Raw genomic sequence first — 16,111 nt, forward strand, 5'->3', positions numbered from 1 at the left:
GCTTGGCGGGTGCTCCTCCTCGCCCTCGACACCTCCGCCGCGGCCACCGTGGCCCTCCTCCGGGACGGCGCCGCCGTCGGCCGGTTCGGCAGCTCCGACACCCGCTCGCACGCCGCGGGGCTGGCCCCCGCCGTGCAGCGCGTCCTCGCCGACGCCGGTGCGACCGGGAAGGACCTCGACGGGATCGTGGCCGGTGTGGGGCCGGGCCCCTTCACGGGACTCCGTGCGGGCCTGGTAACCGCCCGCACCCTGGCCTTCGTCTGGGACGTCCCCCTCCACGGGGTCATGAGCCTCGACGCCCTCGCATACGACGCCGCTTACGGAGGCACCGTCCCGGCCGGAACGGACTTCCTCGTGGGTACGGACGCCCGGCGCGGCGAGGTCTACTGGGCCCTGTACCGTGCTCCCGCGGACCCGGGCGTGCTGCCCCGGCTCCTGGACGGCCCCCGGGTGGACCGGGCGCCGTCCCTGCCCAGGGGCGTGCCGCTGGTAGGACGAGCTGCGGGCCTGTACCCGGAGGACCTCCACGGTCCGGCGGATCTCGCCTCCGCGGACCCCGATGCGGCGTCCCTGGGGCGGGTGGCGCACCTGCGCCTCCTCGCGGGCGAGCCCCTGCTCGGCACGGAGCCGCTGTACCTGCGGGAGTCGGACGCGCAGGTCCCCGGGCCGAGGAAGCGGGCCACCGCATGAGCTTCACCCTGAGGGACCTGGCCTACGAGGACATCGGGACCGTCGGGGAGCTGGAGCAGGAGCTCTTCCCCACCGACGCCTGGCCGCTCGAGATGTTCTACACCGAGTTCTTCCAGCCCGACACCCGGCGCTACCTGCTCGCCGAGGTGGACCACCGCGTGGTGGGGTACGCGGGGGTGATGGTCCTGGGCGCCACCGCCGACATCCAGACCATCGGCGTGCTGCCCTCCTTCGAGGGCCGGGGGATCGGGCGCGCGATGCTCACCGAACTGCTCCACGAGGCCCGTGCCCGCGGAGCGGACAACGTGATGCTCGAGGTCCGGGCGGACAACCCGCGGGCCCAGCAGCTCTACACGCGCTTCGGCTTCGAGCAGATCCACACCCGCCGCAGGTACTACCGTGACGGCGTGGACGCCTGGGTGATGCGGCTCCTGCTCCCCGCCGAGGAAGGACCCCGGGCATGAACACCACGGAACCGCTGGTCCTCGGGATCGAGTCCTCCTGCGACGAGACCGGGGTGGGCGTGGTGCGGGGCACCGAACTCCTCACCAACACGGTGTCCTCCTCCATGGCCGAGCACGTGCGCTTCGGCGGGGTGATCCCGGAGATCGCCTCGCGCGCCCACCTCGAGGCCTTCGTGCCTACCCTCCGCGGTGCGCTCGAGGACGCCGGGGTGACCCTCGAGGAGATCGACGCCATCGCCGTCACCGCCGGCCCCGGTCTCTCCGGGGCCCTCATGGTCGGGGTGTCGGCGGCCAAGGCGCTCGCCGTCGCGACCGGAAAACCGCTGTACGCGATCAACCACCTCGTGGCGCACGTGGGCGTGGGTGTGGTGGGGGGGACGTTCCCCGACGGACTCCCGGAGAACCTCGGCGCACTGCTGGTCTCCGGCGGCCACACGGAGATCCTGCGGGTGGGGAGCCTCGCCGACGACGTCGAGCTGCTGGGCTCCACGATCGACGACGCCGCGGGGGAGGCGTACGACAAGACGGCGCGCATCCTCGGGCTCGGGTACCCCGGCGGCCCGGCGATCGACCGCGTGGCCCGGGAGGGGGATCCGCGGGCCATCCGCTTCCCGCGCGGGCTCTCCCAGCCCAAGTACCTGGGGTCCGCCGAGCAGCCCGGCCCGCACCGGTACGACTGGTCCTTCAGCGGCGTCAAGACCGCGGTGGCGCGCAGCGTGGAACAGTACGAGGCCGCGGGGCTCCAGGTTCCCGTGGCCGACATCGCCGCGTCCTTCCAGGAGGCGGTGGTGGACGTCATCTCGGCCAAGGCCGTCCTGGCGTGCACCGAGTACGGCATCACCCACCTCCTGCTCGGCGGGGGAGTGGCGGCCAACCGGCGGCTGCGCGAACTCACGGGGGAGCGGTGCGCCGCGGCCGGGATCACCCTCACCGTGCCGGCGGCGTCGCTGTGCACGGACAACGGCGCCATGGTGGCCGCCCTCGGTGCGCAGCTGGTGATGGACGGCGCCGCCCCGAGCGGGTTGGGCTTCGGCACCGATCCGGGGCTCCCGGTCACCACCGTCGTCCTCCCCGAAGTCTGAACCGCACACCGTACTCGCGGGGTGCGGGTGTGATACGGATGGCCCATGACACCACCGCACGAGAAGTACCTGTCCCAGCCGGACGAGCTGCCACTCGTGGACCTGCTGCGGCGCAGCTCCATCTACCTGGCCGGGGTGGAGAAGGAGCTGGCGGAGGAAGCGGGCCTGAACACCACCGCGGCCCGGGCGCTCGTCCTGATCGTGGAGGCGCACAAGGGAGTGGAGGCCTACAGTCCTACGGCCCTCGCCGACGTCCTCGACCTCACCACGGCCAGTATGACGGCGGTGACCGACAAGCTGGAGTCCGCAGGTCTCGTGGAGCGGAGGCCCAATGTCGCCGACCGGCGGAAGATCTGCCTCCACCCCACACCGCACGGTACGGCCGAGCACCAGCGCATCCGGGATCGGCTGGCGGCCGTGGTGGACGCGGCGGCATCCACCCTGAGCCGTGCGGACCGGGCAGGGTTCCGGAAGGGACTGCTCGCTCTCGCCGCCCTGTAGGGCGGGCCGAACCTGACAGTTTCCTGATTACTAGAAAAACTAGCTTTACAGCATCTGAGTCAACAGTTAGGTTGGTGTCAGGTCGAGAAAACGGCCCAGCCCCCTGACCTGAAGGTCACCCTCATGACGCTCACACAGATGTCCCCCTCGGCCCTCGACACCCACACCGTCCCGGTAGGAGTTGAGTTCGGCGAGGATGCCGCGCTGGACTCCTGGCCCGGACTGGCCACCACCACCGATCTCGTCCCGCCCGTCAGCGCGCCCGAACTGCCGCCCGTGCCGCGTGTGCTCGACGACGCCACGACCCGACAGCTGCGGCGCTGGAGCAACCAGCTGTACAAGCTGCTGGACACCGATTTCCCGCCCTTCGGGGTCCGCGAGGACTGCGACCGTGTGGCGGCGGAACTGGAGCTGCGCGAGGAGCAGGCCCGCAACGGCTCGGTGAGCGCCACCCGTCGGGACGCCTTCCGTGACAACCCGCTCAACCACCGCTTCGAGCTGTTCCAGAACGGGATGCTCGCGGGATACGTCTCCTACTCCATGCGGGCGGGGGTACTGCGTCTGCACCGCACCGTGGTCGCCGCCACCTTCGAAGGGGCGGGGATGGAGGGCATCCTCATCCGGAAGGTGCTCCTCGCTGCACACAAGCGCAGGCTCTCGGCGCTTCCCTACTGCTCGGAGGTGCAGATGTTCCTCGAGCAGAACCCGGAGTACAGGAGCCTGATCGTCGGCTGATCGGCCGACCCCTTCCCCGAGGGGGAGATCCTCGTCGTGCCGCCGGCCTCGGGCGCAATCGCCCGAGGCCGGCGTCGTCGCGCCGTGGTACTACCGGCGCCGAACCCTACTTGATGTGCGGCCCTCCGGTGAGCGGGTCGATCGGCCTGGTGCCGGTGCGAACGTCCTCGTGGAGGATCCCGCTGTCGGCCGGGACACCCGTGCCGGGTACGCCGTCCACGGCCGGGACGTCGTCCACCGGGGCCCTCTCCGCGTCCAGCGGCTCCACCGGTGCTGCGCCGACCGCGGGGTCGGCCACCGGTACGGCGGGCCGCACGTCGTCGGGACGCGCTGCAGCCGGGGTCTCCACCACGGGGACCACCGGGGTCGCCGCGTCGGGGTGCTGTGGTGCGGGCTGCTCGGCGTCCCGGTCCCTGCTCGCGGCAGCCACGGCCACTCCGGCGACGGCCGCGGCTGCCGCCACACCCACCCCGGCCGCCAGCTTGCCCGACACCCCGGCCTTGCTGCTGTCGCCGCGGGACTGCTCGGCGTCGTCGGTACCGGGGGTCCCGCCCTGCCCGGCCACGGTGCCGCGCCAGGCGCCCGTGGCGTAGCTCTCGGACTCGATGAACTCCTTGAACCGCTGGAGATCCGCCCTGGCCTGGTTCTCCACGACGTTCAGCTTGTCACCCACCTTCTCCACGATGCCCTCAGGCTCGTACTCGAGGAGCAGGTTCGCCCGGGTGGTACCGCCGAGGTCCTCGAAGGAGACGGTCCCGGCGTTGGTCGCACCCTCGGTCGCGGCCCAGGAGACCCTGCGGTCGGGGACCTGCTCGAGGATCCCCGCCCCCCCCTGGCGGCGTATCCCGCCGATCTCGGCGACCCACTCCAGGCGGTCGTCCCCGAGCTGCGTGATCCGGTGGATGCCGCCCATGAAGTGGGGGAACTCCTCGAACTGCGTCCACTGGTTGTAGACGGTGGTCACCGGAAGGTTCACCACCACTGTCTCTTCGACCTTCGTGCTCATCATGTCTCCCTCTGTCGGCTGCGGTGCCGATGACGATCACATCATCAGTAGGCTTAGTTTAGGGCCGGGCGCCGCGGGGTGCCAGGAACACGACGGACGGTGCGTCGGCGGACCGGGCGGCTCAGGAGGGCATGTCGCCCAGGCTCACGTACTTTCGCCGCCAGTCGCGGCCCTCCTCGCCCCCGTAGCGGGTCCAGTACTCACGACCCGCGGTGATCACGTCCCCGGACACCGTCCAGATCGAGACCACGCGGAAGACGCCCACGTCCTCCTGCGGCACCTGCACCTCGGACACCACCACCTCGCCGGCGTCGTAGACGTTGAGCACGTCGATGCTCCACCCGTTCGGCTGCCCCGAGTTCACCGCCACCACGTCGTCCCTGCCGCGGATGACCTCCCGGGTCACGGGCCAGAACAGCTCCACGTCCTCGGCCAGGGTGCGCCCCACCATGCCCCAGTCCCTGCTCCACACCGACCGCCAGTACTGCCGCACCACCTCTGTTGCTTCCATGTGCCGATGCTACTCGGGACGTGTGTCCTGCCCGGTACGGCGCAGCTGCACTCCCACGGTGTTCTCGAAGCCCTCGATCGTGCGCGCCACCGCCTGATCCGGGGCAGTGTCCCAGATCGCCTGGTTGAAGATCTCCACCTCGATGTCGCCCGTGTACCCGGCCGCCTGCACCGCCGAGGTGATCGCGGCGAAGTCGATCACGCCGTCGCCGGGGTAGTGGCGCGAGAGCAGCCCGTCCTCGGTGAGGGGAGTGGCCCAGTCGCACACCTGGTAGCTGGCTATCCGGTGCTCGGCACCCGCACGGGCGATCTGCTCGGTGAGCTGCGGGTCCCACCACACGTGGAACGTGTCCACCCCCACCCCCACGGTGGCGGCCGGGAACGGTGCGGCGAGATCCAGGGCCTGCTGCAGGGTGGAGATGACGGCGCGGTCCGCGGCGTACATGGGGTGCAGCGGCTCCAGCGCGAGCTGCACCCCGGCGGCCTCCGCCTCGGGGGCGAGCTCCGCGAGGGCGTCCTCGACCAGGGCGCGGGCCCCCCTGATGTCCCGGGACCCCTCCGGCAGACCGCCGGCCACCATCACGAGCACCGCCGCCGATCCGTCCGCACCGGCGGCGGCGAGCCGGGCGGTCTCCTCGATGGCACGGCGGGTGTCGGCCCGGGCCGCACGGCGGGCCCCGCCCCCCGGCGCGGGGACGAGCCCGCGCCGGCGGGGGGTGGAGAGCCGGAGCCCCGAGTCGGTGAGGGGCTGCGCCGCTGCCGGGAGCGACACCGCCTGAACGGAGTCACGCCACAGGCCGATGCTCGTGATCCCGGCGTCGGCGCTCACCCGCAGGGCCTCGGGGAGCGTCGCGTACTTGATGGTGGCCTGGTTGAGGGACAGGCGTGCGTGCGGCGCGGTCATACTGTGATCCCGCCCGTGCGCAGCAGCCCGTGCCAGCGGTCGCGGGCGAGCTCGGGGTGCTCGAGTGCACCGCACCCGTTGGCGAGGCGCACGATCTCCGAGAGGTGGGGCAGGCTCCGGGCGGCATGCAGTCCCCCCACCATCCCGAAACCGGGCTGGTGCCCGTTGAGCCAGCTGAGGAAGGCCACCCCGGTCTTGTAGTAGAACGTGGGCGCGGCGAAGATCTGGCGGGACAGCGCCTCGGGGGGGCCGAGGATGCGGGCGTAGCCGTCCGGGTCGCCGGCATCCAGGGCCTGGACCGCGGCCGAGGCGTGCGGCCCCACCGCGGCGAAGGCGCCGAGCAGGGCGTCGGAGTGCCCCGAGGCACCCCCGCCGATGAGCGAGACGTAGTTGAAGTCGTCCCCGGTGAACATCCGCGCCGGGGCCTCGAGCTCGGCGCGGACGGCGCGCTCCGAGTCCGCGTTCAGCAGGCTCATCTTCACGCCCGAGACCTTCCCCGGGGAGGCCGCGATGATCCGCAGGAGCGTGGCGGACGCCGTCGGCGTCTCGGCGGAGCCGAAGTACGTCCCGAGCTCGGGATCGAAGGCGCTGCCCAGCCAGTGGAGGATCACGGGAGCCCCCGCCGCGGCCAGGACCTCGGAGTACACGCGCTCGTAGTCCGCGGCCGTGGTGGCGGCGCGGGCCAGGTGCCGGCTCGCCATGAGCACCACGGAGGCGCCGGCGTCCTCGGTCAGGTGCAGCTGCTCCTTGTAGGCGTCGATCACGGCGTCGAGGGAGATCACGGGATCCTCGACGTGGTCCGTGTTCACCCCCACCACCAATCCGCCCCCCACGGACCGGGCCTCCGCCGCGCTGCGGGTGATGAGCTCGCGGGTCGCGGCGGCGTCGAGCCCCATGTTCCGCTGCGCCGTGTCCATGGCGTCCGCCACGCCCAGACCCCACGACCACAGATGATGGCGGAAGGCCAGGGTGGCGTCCCAGTCCAGGTCTGCCGGTGCCCCGGGGACGTTGTCGGCCGTGCTCCGCGGCACCACGTGCGCCGCCGCGTACACCGTGCGGCTCGTCAGGGGGGACGCCGGTCTCGAGAACGACGGCGCGCTGTCCAGCTCGACGGCGGAGAGCGTCCCGTCCGCGTCCACGAGCGTGATCATACGGAGGTGACCATCTCGAGGGGTGCGGACGTGGTGCTCACATCGGCGAGGTCGAGGCGCCGCCCCGACCGGGAGCTCTCGAGGCCCTGCTCCGCGAGGTACATGCCGCGGGCGCCCGCGAGGAAGTCGTAGGGGTGGGGGGCGTCCTCCAGCACGTGGCGCAGGAACTGCTCCCACTGGGTCTTGAACCCGTTCTCGAACACCTCGTTGGTGGGGATGTCCAGCCAGTCGGCGTCATAGTCGTGGGAATCCTCGATGTCGGGGTTCCACACGGGCTTGGGTGTGGCGTTACGGGGCTGGATCTTGCAGCCGAACAGCCCCACGACGGCGGAGCCGTGCGTGCCGTCCACCTGGAACTGCACCAGCTCGTCCCGGTTCACGCGCACCGTCCAGCTCGAGTTCACCTGCGCGATGATGCCGCCCTCGAGTTCGAACACCGCGTAGGCGGCGTCGTCGGCGGTGCCCCGGTAGGTGGCACCCTGCTCGTCCACGCGCTCGTCGATGTGCGTCACCGCCCGGGCGTAGACCGATTCCACCTTGCCGAACAGGTTCTCCAGCACGTAGCTCCAGTGCGGGAACATGTCCACCACGATCCCGCCGCCGTCCTCGGCGCGGTAGTTCCAGCTGGGGCGCTGAGCCTGCTGCCAGTCGCCCTCGAAGACCCAGTAGCCGAACTCGCCGCGGACCGAGAGGATGCGGCCGAAGAAACCGGAGTCGATCAGGCGCTTGAGCTTCTGCATGCCCGGCAGGTACAGCTTGTCGTGCACCACGCCGTTCTTGATGCCCGCCTCCTCCGCGAGCCGGGCCAGCTCCAGGGCGTCGGCGGCGGTCTCCGCGGTCGGCTTCTCGGTGTAGACGGCCTTGCCGGCGGCGATCGCCTTCCGGATGGCGGCTGCCCGTGCCTTGGTCACCAGGAAGTCCGCATAGATCTCCCAGCGGGGATCCGCGAGGACGCCGTCCAGGTCCGTGGAGTAGTGCTCGATGTCGTGCTTGGCCGCCAGCTCGGCGAGCTTGGCCTCGTTGCGGCCCACGAGGATCGGTTCCACCTGGACGCGGGTGCCGTCGGAGAGGAGCACCCCTCCCTGGTCCCGGATCGCGAGGATGGAGCGCATCAGGTGCTGCCGGTACCCCATCCGCCCGGAGACGCCGTTCATGATGATGCCGATTGTCCTCGTTGACATTGGTTCTCCTCGTCGACTGCTCTCCTGTTGGAAAGCGTTTACCGAAAGTGTAGGGGAAGACGGTGCGGAGGGGAAGACAGCGGTGAGGGAAGGAGTGCGGTGCAACGAGGCCGAGCCCAGGGGGAGGCGGATGCCACGGGGGATGGCCGTGCGCGCCGCTCAGGCGTCGGGGCGGAGATCCCGGCGGCGGCAGCGCGCGGCGTCCACCCAGGCCTCCCGCGCCCGTGAGTACTCGATCCACTGGGCGAGGACCAGCGTCCCGGTCCACGCCATGGCGAAGCCCTTCCTGGTGGAGGTGGAACCGTCCGGGTAGTCCAGGTCCACCCAGAGAGCCGGGGATCTCGTGGGCTCCGTGATGCCCTCGCTCGGAGCGGCCCGCTGCAGCGGTGGGACGAACCGGTCCGCGCCCGGCGGGATCCCCTGCCATCCCGGGGTCTGTGTCATGTGCCGAGGGTACGGTCCGGCTCCGACAACCGGAGGTCCTGCAGGGCCGTGCTCCGGCAGCCGTGCCGGGGGTGGGGCTCTCTGGTTAGGATTGGGCCACGACGTCGCCGGCCACCCGTCCGTGCCCTTCCCGGCCGGCCGGTGGGCCGTGCCGGCGTCGTGCTCCCGATCGACGAGATGTGAGGTGGCCAGAGTCATGACCGACGACGATCTGCAGAAGATCCGCGTAGCCGCGGCGGACAAGGAGGATGTCGAGTTCGAGCTGGACCGGGCCGAGCTGGTGCTGCAGGAGGCCGTGGCAGAGGCTCTCCACCACGGCGAGGACCCCGCGGTGGTGGCGGAGATCTCCGAGCTGCCGCTCGAGGACGTCCGGAAGCTCGCCGGCGAGGAATCGGACATGAACCCGGTTCTTCCCTTCTGACCCCGGCCCGCCGGCCGGGAAGCGAGCGGGAGCACCCCGCCCGGGATCAGCCGCGGTGGGGTGTGCTGTCGCGGAACACGAGTTCGGTACGGAGGGGTGGGGATCCGGGGTCGGCCCCCGTCGCCGCCCCGGTGGCGAGCAGGAGTGCCCGGCGGCCCACCTCCTCGAGCGGGATCCGCACCGTGGTCAGTGCCGGGGTGATGTCGCGTACGGTCGGGATGTCGTCGTACCCGGCCACCCCGACGTCCCCGCCGGGATCCCGTCCCGCCTCACGCAGTGCGGAGACCACGCCCACGGCCATGACGTCGTTGACCGCGAACACCAGGTCCACCGGCATGCCCGTCGCCAGGAGTTCCCGCGTACCGCGGTGACCGCCGTCGCGCGTGAAGTCCGCGTGGACGATGCGCTCCGGGGGCAGGTCGACGCCCTGCTCGGCGAGGCCGTCGCGGAAGCCGTCGAGTCGTTCCTGTGCCGTGCGGAGGTCCTGCGGACCGGCGATCACGGCGAACCTCCGGTACCCGCGCCCCACCAGCCCGCGGGCGAGGTCGCGGGCGCCACCGCGGTTGTCCAGCAGCACGGTGGCGAACGGTGCGGCGTCCTGGCTGATGAACGCCACCTTGCCACCGGTGGCCTCGAAGGAGGACAGCTCGGCCCGCAACCGCTCCTCGAAGGGGGATCCTGCCGTCCGTGAGCCGGCGAGGATGATCACGCGCGGGCGTTGACCGCGCAGGGCCCGTACGGTCTCCAGCTCGCGTCCGCCGTCCCTGCCGGTCACCGCGATGGTGACCACCAGCCCCTCCGCGCTCGCGGCGTCGATCACCCCGGCGGCGATGCTCGAGAAGTAGGGGTCCGCGATGTCGGCCACCAGCAGCGCCACCGTGGTGGTGCTGCCCTTCGCCACGGCCTGCGCGAAGAGATTCGTGGTGTACCCGAGCCGTTCGGCGGCCTCGAGGACCCGCAGGCGGTAGGACTCGTTCACCTTCCGGGCGCTCCCGTTGAGCGATCTCGACGCCGTCGCCAGCGACACCCCCGCCTCCCGTGCCACGTCGTGCAGGGTGGTGGGGCTCTTGCTGGCCGGTGCCGACATGTGCGCTCCTGGGGACCGGGGGAGGCGGGCCCCCGCCCCCGCCCGCCACTGGGGGGAAAGGGCCATTGTCGCCCGCGGCAACGGGGCCCCCGGGGCGCGCTCACCCCCCGGGGCGCCCGCGCCCCCCCCCCCGGCGCGGCGCGCGGCCCGTCCTGTTCAGAGCCCCAGGGACTCCAGTACCGGGAGTTCCGCGCGGGCACGCGAGCGTGCCTCCGACGCCGTGGGGGCGGTCACCGCGAGTTCGGCGATCCGCTGGGCGTCCGCCAGCGTCACGCTGCCGAGCACGGCCCCGACGCCCGCGAGTGCGCGCGGAGTCATGGAGAGGGTCGAGACCCCGAGTCCCACGAGGACGACGGCGAGCGCGGGGTCGGCGGCGGCCTCGCCGCACACACCCACGGACTTCACCCCGGCATGTGCCCGGGAACCCTCGACGGTCAACCGGACCATGCGCAGGACCGCCGGCTGCCAGGAGTTGTTGAGGGCGGCCAGCGGGCCGAGCTGACGATCGGCGGCCATGGTGTACTGCGTGAGGTCGTTCGTGCCGAGGCTCGCGAAGGAGACCTCGCCGAGGATCTCCTCGGACATCAGTGCGGCGGACGGCACCTCCACCATCACCCCGGGGGTCCGGAGCCCGGCGGCGGCGCACAGGCCGGCGAACGCGGCGGCCTCCTCCGGCGTCGAGATCATCGGGGCCATCACCCACACATCGGCGGTGGCCCGGGCCCCGGCGGCCGCGATGGCCCTCAGCTGCCGCCCGAGGGCACCGGGGGGGGGGAGATCCGTGCGGGAGCCGCGCACCCCGAGGGCGGGGTTCGGCTCGGAGGCGTCGGTGAGGAAGGGCAGGGGCTTGTCGGCGCCGGCGTCGAGGGTGCGCACCACCACCTTCTTGCCGGGGAACGCGTCGAAGACGCCCCTGTACGCCTCGATCTGCTCCTCGGGGGTGGGCTCGGTGTCCCGTTCGAGGAAGCAGAACTCGGTGCGCAGCAGGCCCACCCCCTGGGCGCCGGCCTCGGCGGCCTTCGCGGCATCCTTCGCGCCGCCCACGTTGGCGAGCAGGGGTACCTCGTGACCGTCGAGGGTCGCGCCGGTGCCGTCGAAGACGCTGAGCACCGCCGCGGCTGCCCGGTAGGCCGCGGCGGCCTCCCCCTCCGCCGCGCCAGGGTTCAGGGAGACCGTGCCGGCCATGCCGTCCACGAACACCGCGGCGTCGTGGTCGATGCCCTCCACGCCGGTGGCCGCCACCACGGCGGGAAGCCCGAGGGACCTGGCGATGATGGCGGTGTGGGACTGTGGGCCGCCACCGGAGGTGACGAGGGCCAGCACCGTGGTGGGGTCGAGCGTGGCGGTGTCCGCGGGGGCGAGGTCCTCGGCCACGAGCACGAAGGGGGTGTCCGACGTGGGGATCCCCGGCGCCGGGAGGCCCCGGAGCTCGGCGACGATCCGGGAGCGGACGTCGAGGACGTCGGCGGTGCGCTCGGCCATGTAGCCGCCGAGGGTGTGCAGCATCTCGGCCACGGAGGCACCGGCTTCCCAGACGGCGCGTGCCGGGGAAGTGCCCTTGGTGATGAGCTTGGTGGCAGATTTCAGCAGCATGGGGTCCGCCGCCATGAGGGAGGTGGCCTGCAGGACGGCCTGGGCGTCACCCTTGGCGAGGGAGGCCCTGCGCTTGAGGTCCTCCTGCACGGCCCTGGACGCCGACTTCAGTGCGGCGACCGCCTGGTCCGTACCCTCGGGGTCCTCGAGGCGCTCCCCGGCGGGGGGCTCACCCACCGGCTTCGGCATGTGGCGGACCGGACCGATCACGCGACCTGCACTGACCCCGACCCCTGCGAAATTCTCCATCGAACGTCCTCCATCCCTTGCCCTGGTGACCTCGGTCACCACCCTAGTGCCGCGTGGTGGCTCGCGCACGGCCCGTGCGCGTCGCAGCGCTGCTCCACGCCAAGTTCGTCGTGTGATCCACTTCATATAACACCGCTATAGGTGCTACGGTAGCAGTCATGAAAAAAGTGGGCGAACCAGCGCCTAAGCAGCGGCTGCTCCGGGCCGCTGCGGCGTTGCTCGCCGAGTCGGGCGGCGAGGCCGTCTCCACCCGGCAGATCACGCAGGCCGCACGGGTCACCGCTCCCACCCTGTACCACCACTTCGGTGACAAGGAGGGTCTGTTCGACGCCGTCGTCGCCGAGGGGTTCGCCGAGTACCTGGACGTGGAACGGGCCCTGCCGGCATCGGGTCACCCCATCGAGGATCTCCGGCTGCACTGGGACAACCACGTGCGGTTCGGCCTCGGGAACCCGCACCTCTACCTGGTGATGTTCGGCAACATCCGGCCCGAACGCAGGTCCTCCATGGTGAGCAGCGCGGAGGCCTTCCTCGAGGAGGTACTGGCACGGGCCGCCGTGGCGGCCCGACTCGTGGTGACACCGCGGGAAGCGGCGCGCAGCATGCTCGCGGCGAACATCGGTGTCACCCTCATGCTGATCGCGGAACCGGCGGAGAAGCGGAACCTCGAACTGTCCGCCATGACGCGGGAGGCCGTGATCTCGGCGGTGGCCACGGACTCGGAGGCGGACCCGACCACCGACACGGAGGGTACGCCCTCGGTGGTGGTGGCGGCGATCGCCCTCAATGCCGCACTGCAGTCCTCCCACCCCGACCAGCTCTCGAGCTCCGAACTGAAGCTCTTCCTCGAATGGCTACAACGCATCTCCAGCAGGTCCGGAAGCTGACGCTTCCGAACGAATCCGATCCCCCGCGGTGCTGCGGGGTCAACCGTAAGGACGGAAAGTGGCAATACAAGCAGAAGCGAGATCGGGCACCAGTGCCCGGGTCCGCGTCCAGAAGTTCGGGACGTTCCTGTCCGGCATGATCATGCCGAACATCGGGGCGTTCATCGCCTGGGGTATCATCACGGCCCTGTTCATCGAGGACGGCTACGCCCCCGTAGGGGTGCTCGGTGGCTTCGGTGAGAACGCGGACGGGGACCCGAACACGGGCCTCGTGGGCCCGATGATCACGTATCTCCTGCCCCTCCTGATCGCCTACACCGGCGGCCGGATGGTCTACGACGTCCGCGGTGGTGTGGTGGGCGCCGCGGCGACCATGGGTGTGATCGTGGGTACGGACATTCCCATGTTCATCGGCGCCATGATCATGGGCCCGCTGACGGCCTACCTGATGAAGAAGATCGACTCCATCTGGGACGGCAAGATCCGCCCCGGGTTCGAGATGCTCGTCAACAACTTCTCCGCGGGGATCTTCGCGGCTCTCATGGCCCTCTTCGGGCTCTTCGCGGTAGGTCCCGTGGTCACGCTGTTCACGGATGCGGCCGGCCGCGGCGTGGACCTCCTGGTCAACACCGGCCTCCTGCCGCTGACCAGCATCCTGATCGAACCGGCCAAGATCCTGTTCCTCAACAACGCCATCAACTACGGCGTCCTCACCCCGCTGGCCACGCAGGAGTCCACCGAGACCGGGAAGTCCCTCCTTTTCCTCATGGAGGCCAACCCCGGCCCCGGCCTCGGCCTGCTGCTGGCCTTCGCGATCTTCGGCCGCGGCATGGCGAAGGCCTCGGCGCCGGGTGCGATCATCGTGCAGTTCATCGGTGGCATCCACGAGATCTACTTCCCGTACGTGCTCATGAAGCCGCTGATGATCCTGTCCGTGATCGGTGGCGGCATGGTGGGTATCCTCACCCTCGTGATCACCGGCGCAGGTCTGCGCTCGCCCGCGGCACCCGGCAGCATCATCGCCGTGTACGCCGCGACGGCGTCGGACAGTTTCGTCGGCGTCACGCTCTCGGTGCTGCTCGCCGCTGCCACGTCCTTCCTCATCGGCTCGGTCATCCTGAAGACCACCAAGTCCACGGAGGACGACATGGCCGGTGCCGCCGCGAAGATGGAGGGTCTCAAGGGCAAGAAGAGCTCCGTGACCGGGAACTTCTCCTCCGGCACCGCGGCGACGGACGGCCCCATCCGTACCATCGTGTTCGCCTGCGACGCCGGCATGGGCTCCTCCGCCATGGGCGCCTCGGTGCTCCGCAACAAGATCAAGGCCGCCGGGTTCCCGGACGTCAAGGTCACCAACTCCGCCATCGCGAACCTGAAGGACGACTACGACATCGTGGTCACCCACCAGGATCTCGCCGCGCGCGCCGAGCCCCTGACGCAGAGCGCCACGCACGTCGCGGTGGACAACTTCATGGGCAGCCCCCGCTACGACGAGATCGTGGAACTGGTGCGCGCCAGTGCATCGGCGGACGGCGGGCTCGACCCGAAGAATCCCATGCCCGCCGCGGTGGCCGCGGACGCCGACGACGAGGCCGCCGCCTCGGGCGACGTCCTCGCCGAGCAGAGCGTGATCCTCCAGGGCCGTGCCACCACCCAGGAGGACGCGATCAACGAGGCGGGCCGCCTGCTGGTGGACCGCGGTGCCGTGGACACCAGCTACGTGGCCGCCATGCACGAGCGCGAGAGGTCAGTCCCCACCTACATGGGCAACTTCCTCGCGATCCCGCACGGCACCAACGCCGCGAAGGACCTCATCAAGCGCTCCGCCGTCTCGATCGTGCGCTACCCCGAGGGCATCGACTGGAACGGCAAGCAGGTCAAGTTCGTGGTGGGTGTCGCCGGCATCAACAACGAGCACCTCACCATCCTCTCCGCCATCGCCCGGGTCTTCTCGGACAAGGAGCAGGTGGCCAAGCTGGACGAGGCCACCACGGTGGACGAGGTCCTGGCACTCTTCGGGAAGGTCAACGCCTAGTGAAGGCAGTACATTTCGGCGCGGGGAACATCGGCCGCGGCTTTGTGGGGCTCCTGCTCCACGAAGCCGGGTACGAGGTGGTCTTCGCCGACGTCGCGGACGCCCTGATCGATCAGCTCGCCTCCACCCCGAGCTACGACGTCCACGAGGTCGGTGAGAACCCCGCGGTGAAGACCGTGGACACCTATCGGGCGCTGAACTCCCGCTCGCAGGAGGACGACGTCGTCGCGGAGATCGCCACGGCGGACATGGTCACCACCGCGGTGGGACCGAACGTCCTGAAGTTCCTGGCCCCGGTGATCGCCCGGGCGATCGCGCGGCGGGACCAGGCGCTGGCCCCGCTGCAGGTGATGGCGTGCGAGAACGCGATCAACGCCACCGACACCCTGCGCCGTGAGGTGGAGCAGGCCCACGAGGGTCCGTCCGCGGACCTGGAGTCCAGGGCGGTGTTCGCGAACACCGCGGTGGACCGGATCGTCCCGAACCAGGCGCCCGGACAGGGGCTCGACGTCACCGTGGAGACCTTCTTCGAGTGGGTCATCGACCGCACGCCGTTCGGGGGCAACGCCCCCGAGATCCCTGGTGCCACGTACGTCGACGACCTCGGACCGTACATCGAGCGCAAGCTGTTCACGGTGAACACGGGCCACGCCGCCGCAGCATACTTCGGGTCCGCCGCGGGGCTGGAGAAGATCTCGGACGCCATGGCGGACGAGGGGATCGCGGGCAGGGTGGAGGCGGTGCTCGGGGAGACCAAGCAGCTGCTCATCACCAAGCACGGGTTCGAACCGGCTGAGCAGGAGGCATACGTCCGGAAGATCCTCACCCGGTTCACGAACGAGCACCTGCCCGACACCGTGGTGCGCGTGGGCCGGGCTCCGCTGCGGAAGCTGAGCCGGCGGGAGCGTTTCGTCGGCCCGGCCGCCGAGCTCGCCGAGGCGGGCGTGCAGCCCGTGGCGCTGCTGGGGGCCATGCGGGCGGCGCTGTCCTTCTCGGCACAGGACGATCCCGAGGTGACCGCGCTCGCGGAGATCCTGTCCACGCAGGAGCCGGACGAGGCCACGACGTCGATCACCGGTCTCACCGCCGATCATCCGCTGTTCTCAGCGGTGCACGACCTGGTGGCGGCGCGTGCATCGGAGGTCCGGGCGGGCTGACGCGGATGGTACCT

General features: G+C 70.9%; 17 protein-coding genes. 9 read left to right on the forward strand and 8 right to left on the reverse strand.

Features of this window, described 5'->3' with window-relative positions; all coding sequences use genetic code 11:
• The first annotated feature begins 9 nt into the window (after positions 1 to 9).
• The 5 genes from tsaB to AC792_RS16640 all read left to right on the forward strand — a co-directional run bounded on the left by tsaB (position 10) and on the right by AC792_RS16640 (position 3,472).
• Positions 10 to 690, forward strand: coding sequence for a tRNA (adenosine(37)-N6)-threonylcarbamoyltransferase complex dimerization subunit type 1 TsaB (gene tsaB, locus AC792_RS15185; protein ID WP_049831332.1), 681 nt, complete (start codon positions 10 to 12; stop codon positions 688 to 690).
• Positions 687 to 1,154, forward strand: a complete 468-nt coding sequence (gene rimI, locus AC792_RS15190) for a ribosomal protein S18-alanine N-acetyltransferase (protein WP_049831333.1) — start codon at positions 687 to 689, stop codon at positions 1,152 to 1,154. The genes tsaB and rimI overlap by 4 nt, the downstream gene beginning before the upstream one ends.
• The gene (gene tsaD / locus AC792_RS15195; protein ID WP_049831334.1) at positions 1,151 to 2,236 is read left to right on the forward strand and encodes a tRNA (adenosine(37)-N6)-threonylcarbamoyltransferase complex transferase subunit TsaD; all 1,086 of its coding nucleotides are present in this window, start codon (positions 1,151 to 1,153) and stop codon (positions 2,234 to 2,236) included. Before rimI ends, tsaD begins: the two co-directional genes overlap by 4 nt.
• Positions 2,237 to 2,281: 45 nt before the next feature.
• A complete protein-coding gene (locus AC792_RS15200) occupies positions 2,282 to 2,737 on the forward strand; it encodes a MarR family winged helix-turn-helix transcriptional regulator (RefSeq protein WP_049831335.1) in 456 nt (151 codons plus the stop codon).
• 123 nt (positions 2,738 to 2,860) lie between these two features.
• Positions 2,861 to 3,472, forward strand: a complete 612-nt coding sequence (locus AC792_RS16640) for a GNAT family N-acetyltransferase (protein WP_082177805.1) — start codon at positions 2,861 to 2,863, stop codon at positions 3,470 to 3,472.
• A 106-nt stretch (positions 3,473 to 3,578) separates the two neighbouring features.
• Here AC792_RS16640 and AC792_RS16645 read toward each other — a convergent pair whose 3' ends face one another.
• The 6 genes from AC792_RS16645 to AC792_RS15235 form a co-directional block, all read right to left on the reverse strand.
• Entirely contained in the window at positions 3,579 to 4,481 is a 903-nt protein-coding gene (locus AC792_RS16645) for an SRPBCC family protein (RefSeq protein ID WP_442853627.1), read from the reverse strand.
• A gap of 118 nt (positions 4,482 to 4,599) precedes the next feature.
• A complete protein-coding gene (locus tag AC792_RS15215) occupies positions 4,600 to 4,989 on the reverse strand; it encodes a nuclear transport factor 2 family protein (RefSeq protein WP_049831336.1) in 390 nt (129 codons plus the stop codon).
• A 9-nt stretch (positions 4,990 to 4,998) separates the two neighbouring features.
• Positions 4,999 to 5,892, reverse strand: a complete 894-nt coding sequence (locus tag AC792_RS15220) for a sugar phosphate isomerase/epimerase family protein (RefSeq protein ID WP_049831337.1) — start codon at positions 5,890 to 5,892, stop codon at positions 4,999 to 5,001.
• Entirely contained in the window at positions 5,889 to 7,043 is a 1,155-nt protein-coding gene (locus AC792_RS15225) for a dihydrodipicolinate synthase family protein (protein WP_049831338.1), read from the reverse strand. Before AC792_RS15225 ends, AC792_RS15220 begins: the two co-directional genes overlap by 4 nt.
• Entirely contained in the window at positions 7,040 to 8,224 is a 1,185-nt protein-coding gene (locus tag AC792_RS15230; protein WP_049831339.1) for a Gfo/Idh/MocA family protein, read from the reverse strand. Before AC792_RS15230 ends, AC792_RS15225 begins: the two co-directional genes overlap by 4 nt.
• Before the next feature lie 159 nt (positions 8,225 to 8,383).
• Positions 8,384 to 8,668 (reverse strand): hypothetical protein, encoded by a 285-nt coding sequence (locus AC792_RS15235; RefSeq protein ID WP_049831340.1) that lies wholly within the window; start codon positions 8,666 to 8,668, stop codon positions 8,384 to 8,386.
• 196 nt (positions 8,669 to 8,864) lie between these two features.
• On the opposite strand from AC792_RS15235, the gene AC792_RS15240 reads away from it, so the two are divergent.
• Positions 8,865 to 9,089: a hypothetical protein gene (locus AC792_RS15240; protein WP_049831341.1), complete on the forward strand. Its 225-nt coding sequence runs from the start codon at positions 8,865 to 8,867 to the stop codon at positions 9,087 to 9,089.
• Positions 9,090 to 9,135: 46 nt separating this feature from the next.
• Here the strand turns inward: AC792_RS15240 and AC792_RS15245 are convergent, their stop codons facing one another.
• Both AC792_RS15245 and ptsP read right to left on the reverse strand, forming a co-directional pair.
• Complete coding sequence (locus tag AC792_RS15245; protein WP_049831342.1) at positions 9,136 to 10,176, reverse strand: LacI family DNA-binding transcriptional regulator; 1,041 nt, start codon at positions 10,174 to 10,176, stop codon at positions 9,136 to 9,138.
• 156 nt (positions 10,177 to 10,332) lie between these two features.
• Entirely contained in the window at positions 10,333 to 12,018 is a 1,686-nt protein-coding gene (ptsP, locus tag AC792_RS15250) for a phosphoenolpyruvate--protein phosphotransferase (RefSeq protein ID WP_049831343.1), read from the reverse strand.
• Positions 12,019 to 12,176: 158 nt separating this feature from the next.
• Between ptsP and AC792_RS15255 the strand changes: the two genes are divergently transcribed.
• Genes AC792_RS15255 through AC792_RS15265 form a run of 3 tightly spaced genes read left to right on the forward strand, consistent with a single transcriptional unit; the run spans position 12,177 to position 16,097 of the window.
• On the forward strand, positions 12,177 to 12,905 hold the full coding sequence (locus tag AC792_RS15255; RefSeq protein WP_049831344.1) for a TetR/AcrR family transcriptional regulator: 729 nt from the start codon (positions 12,177 to 12,179) through the stop codon (positions 12,903 to 12,905).
• Between the two features lie 58 nt (positions 12,906 to 12,963).
• On the forward strand, positions 12,964 to 14,940 hold the full coding sequence (locus tag AC792_RS15260) for a PTS mannitol transporter subunit IICBA (RefSeq protein WP_049831345.1): 1,977 nt from the start codon (positions 12,964 to 12,966) through the stop codon (positions 14,938 to 14,940).
• A complete protein-coding gene (locus AC792_RS15265; RefSeq protein WP_049831346.1) occupies positions 14,940 to 16,097 on the forward strand; it encodes a mannitol-1-phosphate 5-dehydrogenase in 1,158 nt (385 codons plus the stop codon). Before AC792_RS15260 ends, AC792_RS15265 begins: the two co-directional genes overlap by 1 nt.
• The last annotated feature ends 14 nt before the right edge of the window (positions 16,098 to 16,111 follow it).

Origin of the sequence: Arthrobacter sp. RIT-PI-e (assembly GCF_001187915.1) — a bacterium.
In the GTDB taxonomy this organism is placed as follows: domain Bacteria; phylum Actinomycetota; class Actinomycetes; order Actinomycetales; family Micrococcaceae; genus Arthrobacter_D.

Excerpts from the sequence above, each read along its gene's own strand:
- AC792_RS15200 (WP_049831335.1), top strand. The coding sequence starts at position 2,282 with ATGACACCACCGCACGAGAAGTACCTGTCCCAGCCGGACGAGCTGCCA.
- tsaD (WP_049831334.1), top strand. The coding sequence starts at position 1,151 with ATGAACACCACGGAACCGCTGGTCCTCGGGATCGAGTCCTCCTGCGAC.
- AC792_RS15245 (WP_049831342.1), bottom strand. The coding sequence starts at position 10,176 with ATGTCGGCACCGGCCAGCAAGAGCCCCACCACCCTGCACGACGTGGCA.
- AC792_RS15215 (WP_049831336.1), bottom strand. The coding sequence starts at position 4,989 with ATGGAAGCAACAGAGGTGGTGCGGCAGTACTGGCGGTCGGTGTGGAGC.
- AC792_RS15230 (WP_049831339.1), bottom strand. The coding sequence starts at position 8,224 with ATGTCAACGAGGACAATCGGCATCATCATGAACGGCGTCTCCGGGCGG.
- AC792_RS16645 (WP_442853627.1), bottom strand. The coding sequence starts at position 4,481 with ATGATGAGCACGAAGGTCGAAGAGACAGTGGTGGTGAACCTTCCGGTG.
- ptsP (WP_049831343.1), bottom strand. The coding sequence starts at position 12,018 with ATGGAGAATTTCGCAGGGGTCGGGGTCAGTGCAGGTCGCGTGATCGGT.
- AC792_RS15225 (WP_049831338.1), bottom strand. The coding sequence starts at position 7,043 with ATGATCACGCTCGTGGACGCGGACGGGACGCTCTCCGCCGTCGAGCTG.
- AC792_RS15240 (WP_049831341.1), top strand. The coding sequence starts at position 8,865 with ATGACCGACGACGATCTGCAGAAGATCCGCGTAGCCGCGGCGGACAAG.
- AC792_RS16640 (WP_082177805.1), top strand. The coding sequence starts at position 2,861 with ATGACGCTCACACAGATGTCCCCCTCGGCCCTCGACACCCACACCGTC.
- AC792_RS15220 (WP_049831337.1), bottom strand. The coding sequence starts at position 5,892 with ATGACCGCGCCGCACGCACGCCTGTCCCTCAACCAGGCCACCATCAAG.
- AC792_RS15235 (WP_049831340.1), bottom strand. The coding sequence starts at position 8,668 with ATGACACAGACCCCGGGATGGCAGGGGATCCCGCCGGGCGCGGACCGG.
- rimI (WP_049831333.1), top strand. The coding sequence starts at position 687 with ATGAGCTTCACCCTGAGGGACCTGGCCTACGAGGACATCGGGACCGTC.
- AC792_RS15255 (WP_049831344.1), top strand. The coding sequence starts at position 12,177 with ATGAAAAAAGTGGGCGAACCAGCGCCTAAGCAGCGGCTGCTCCGGGCC.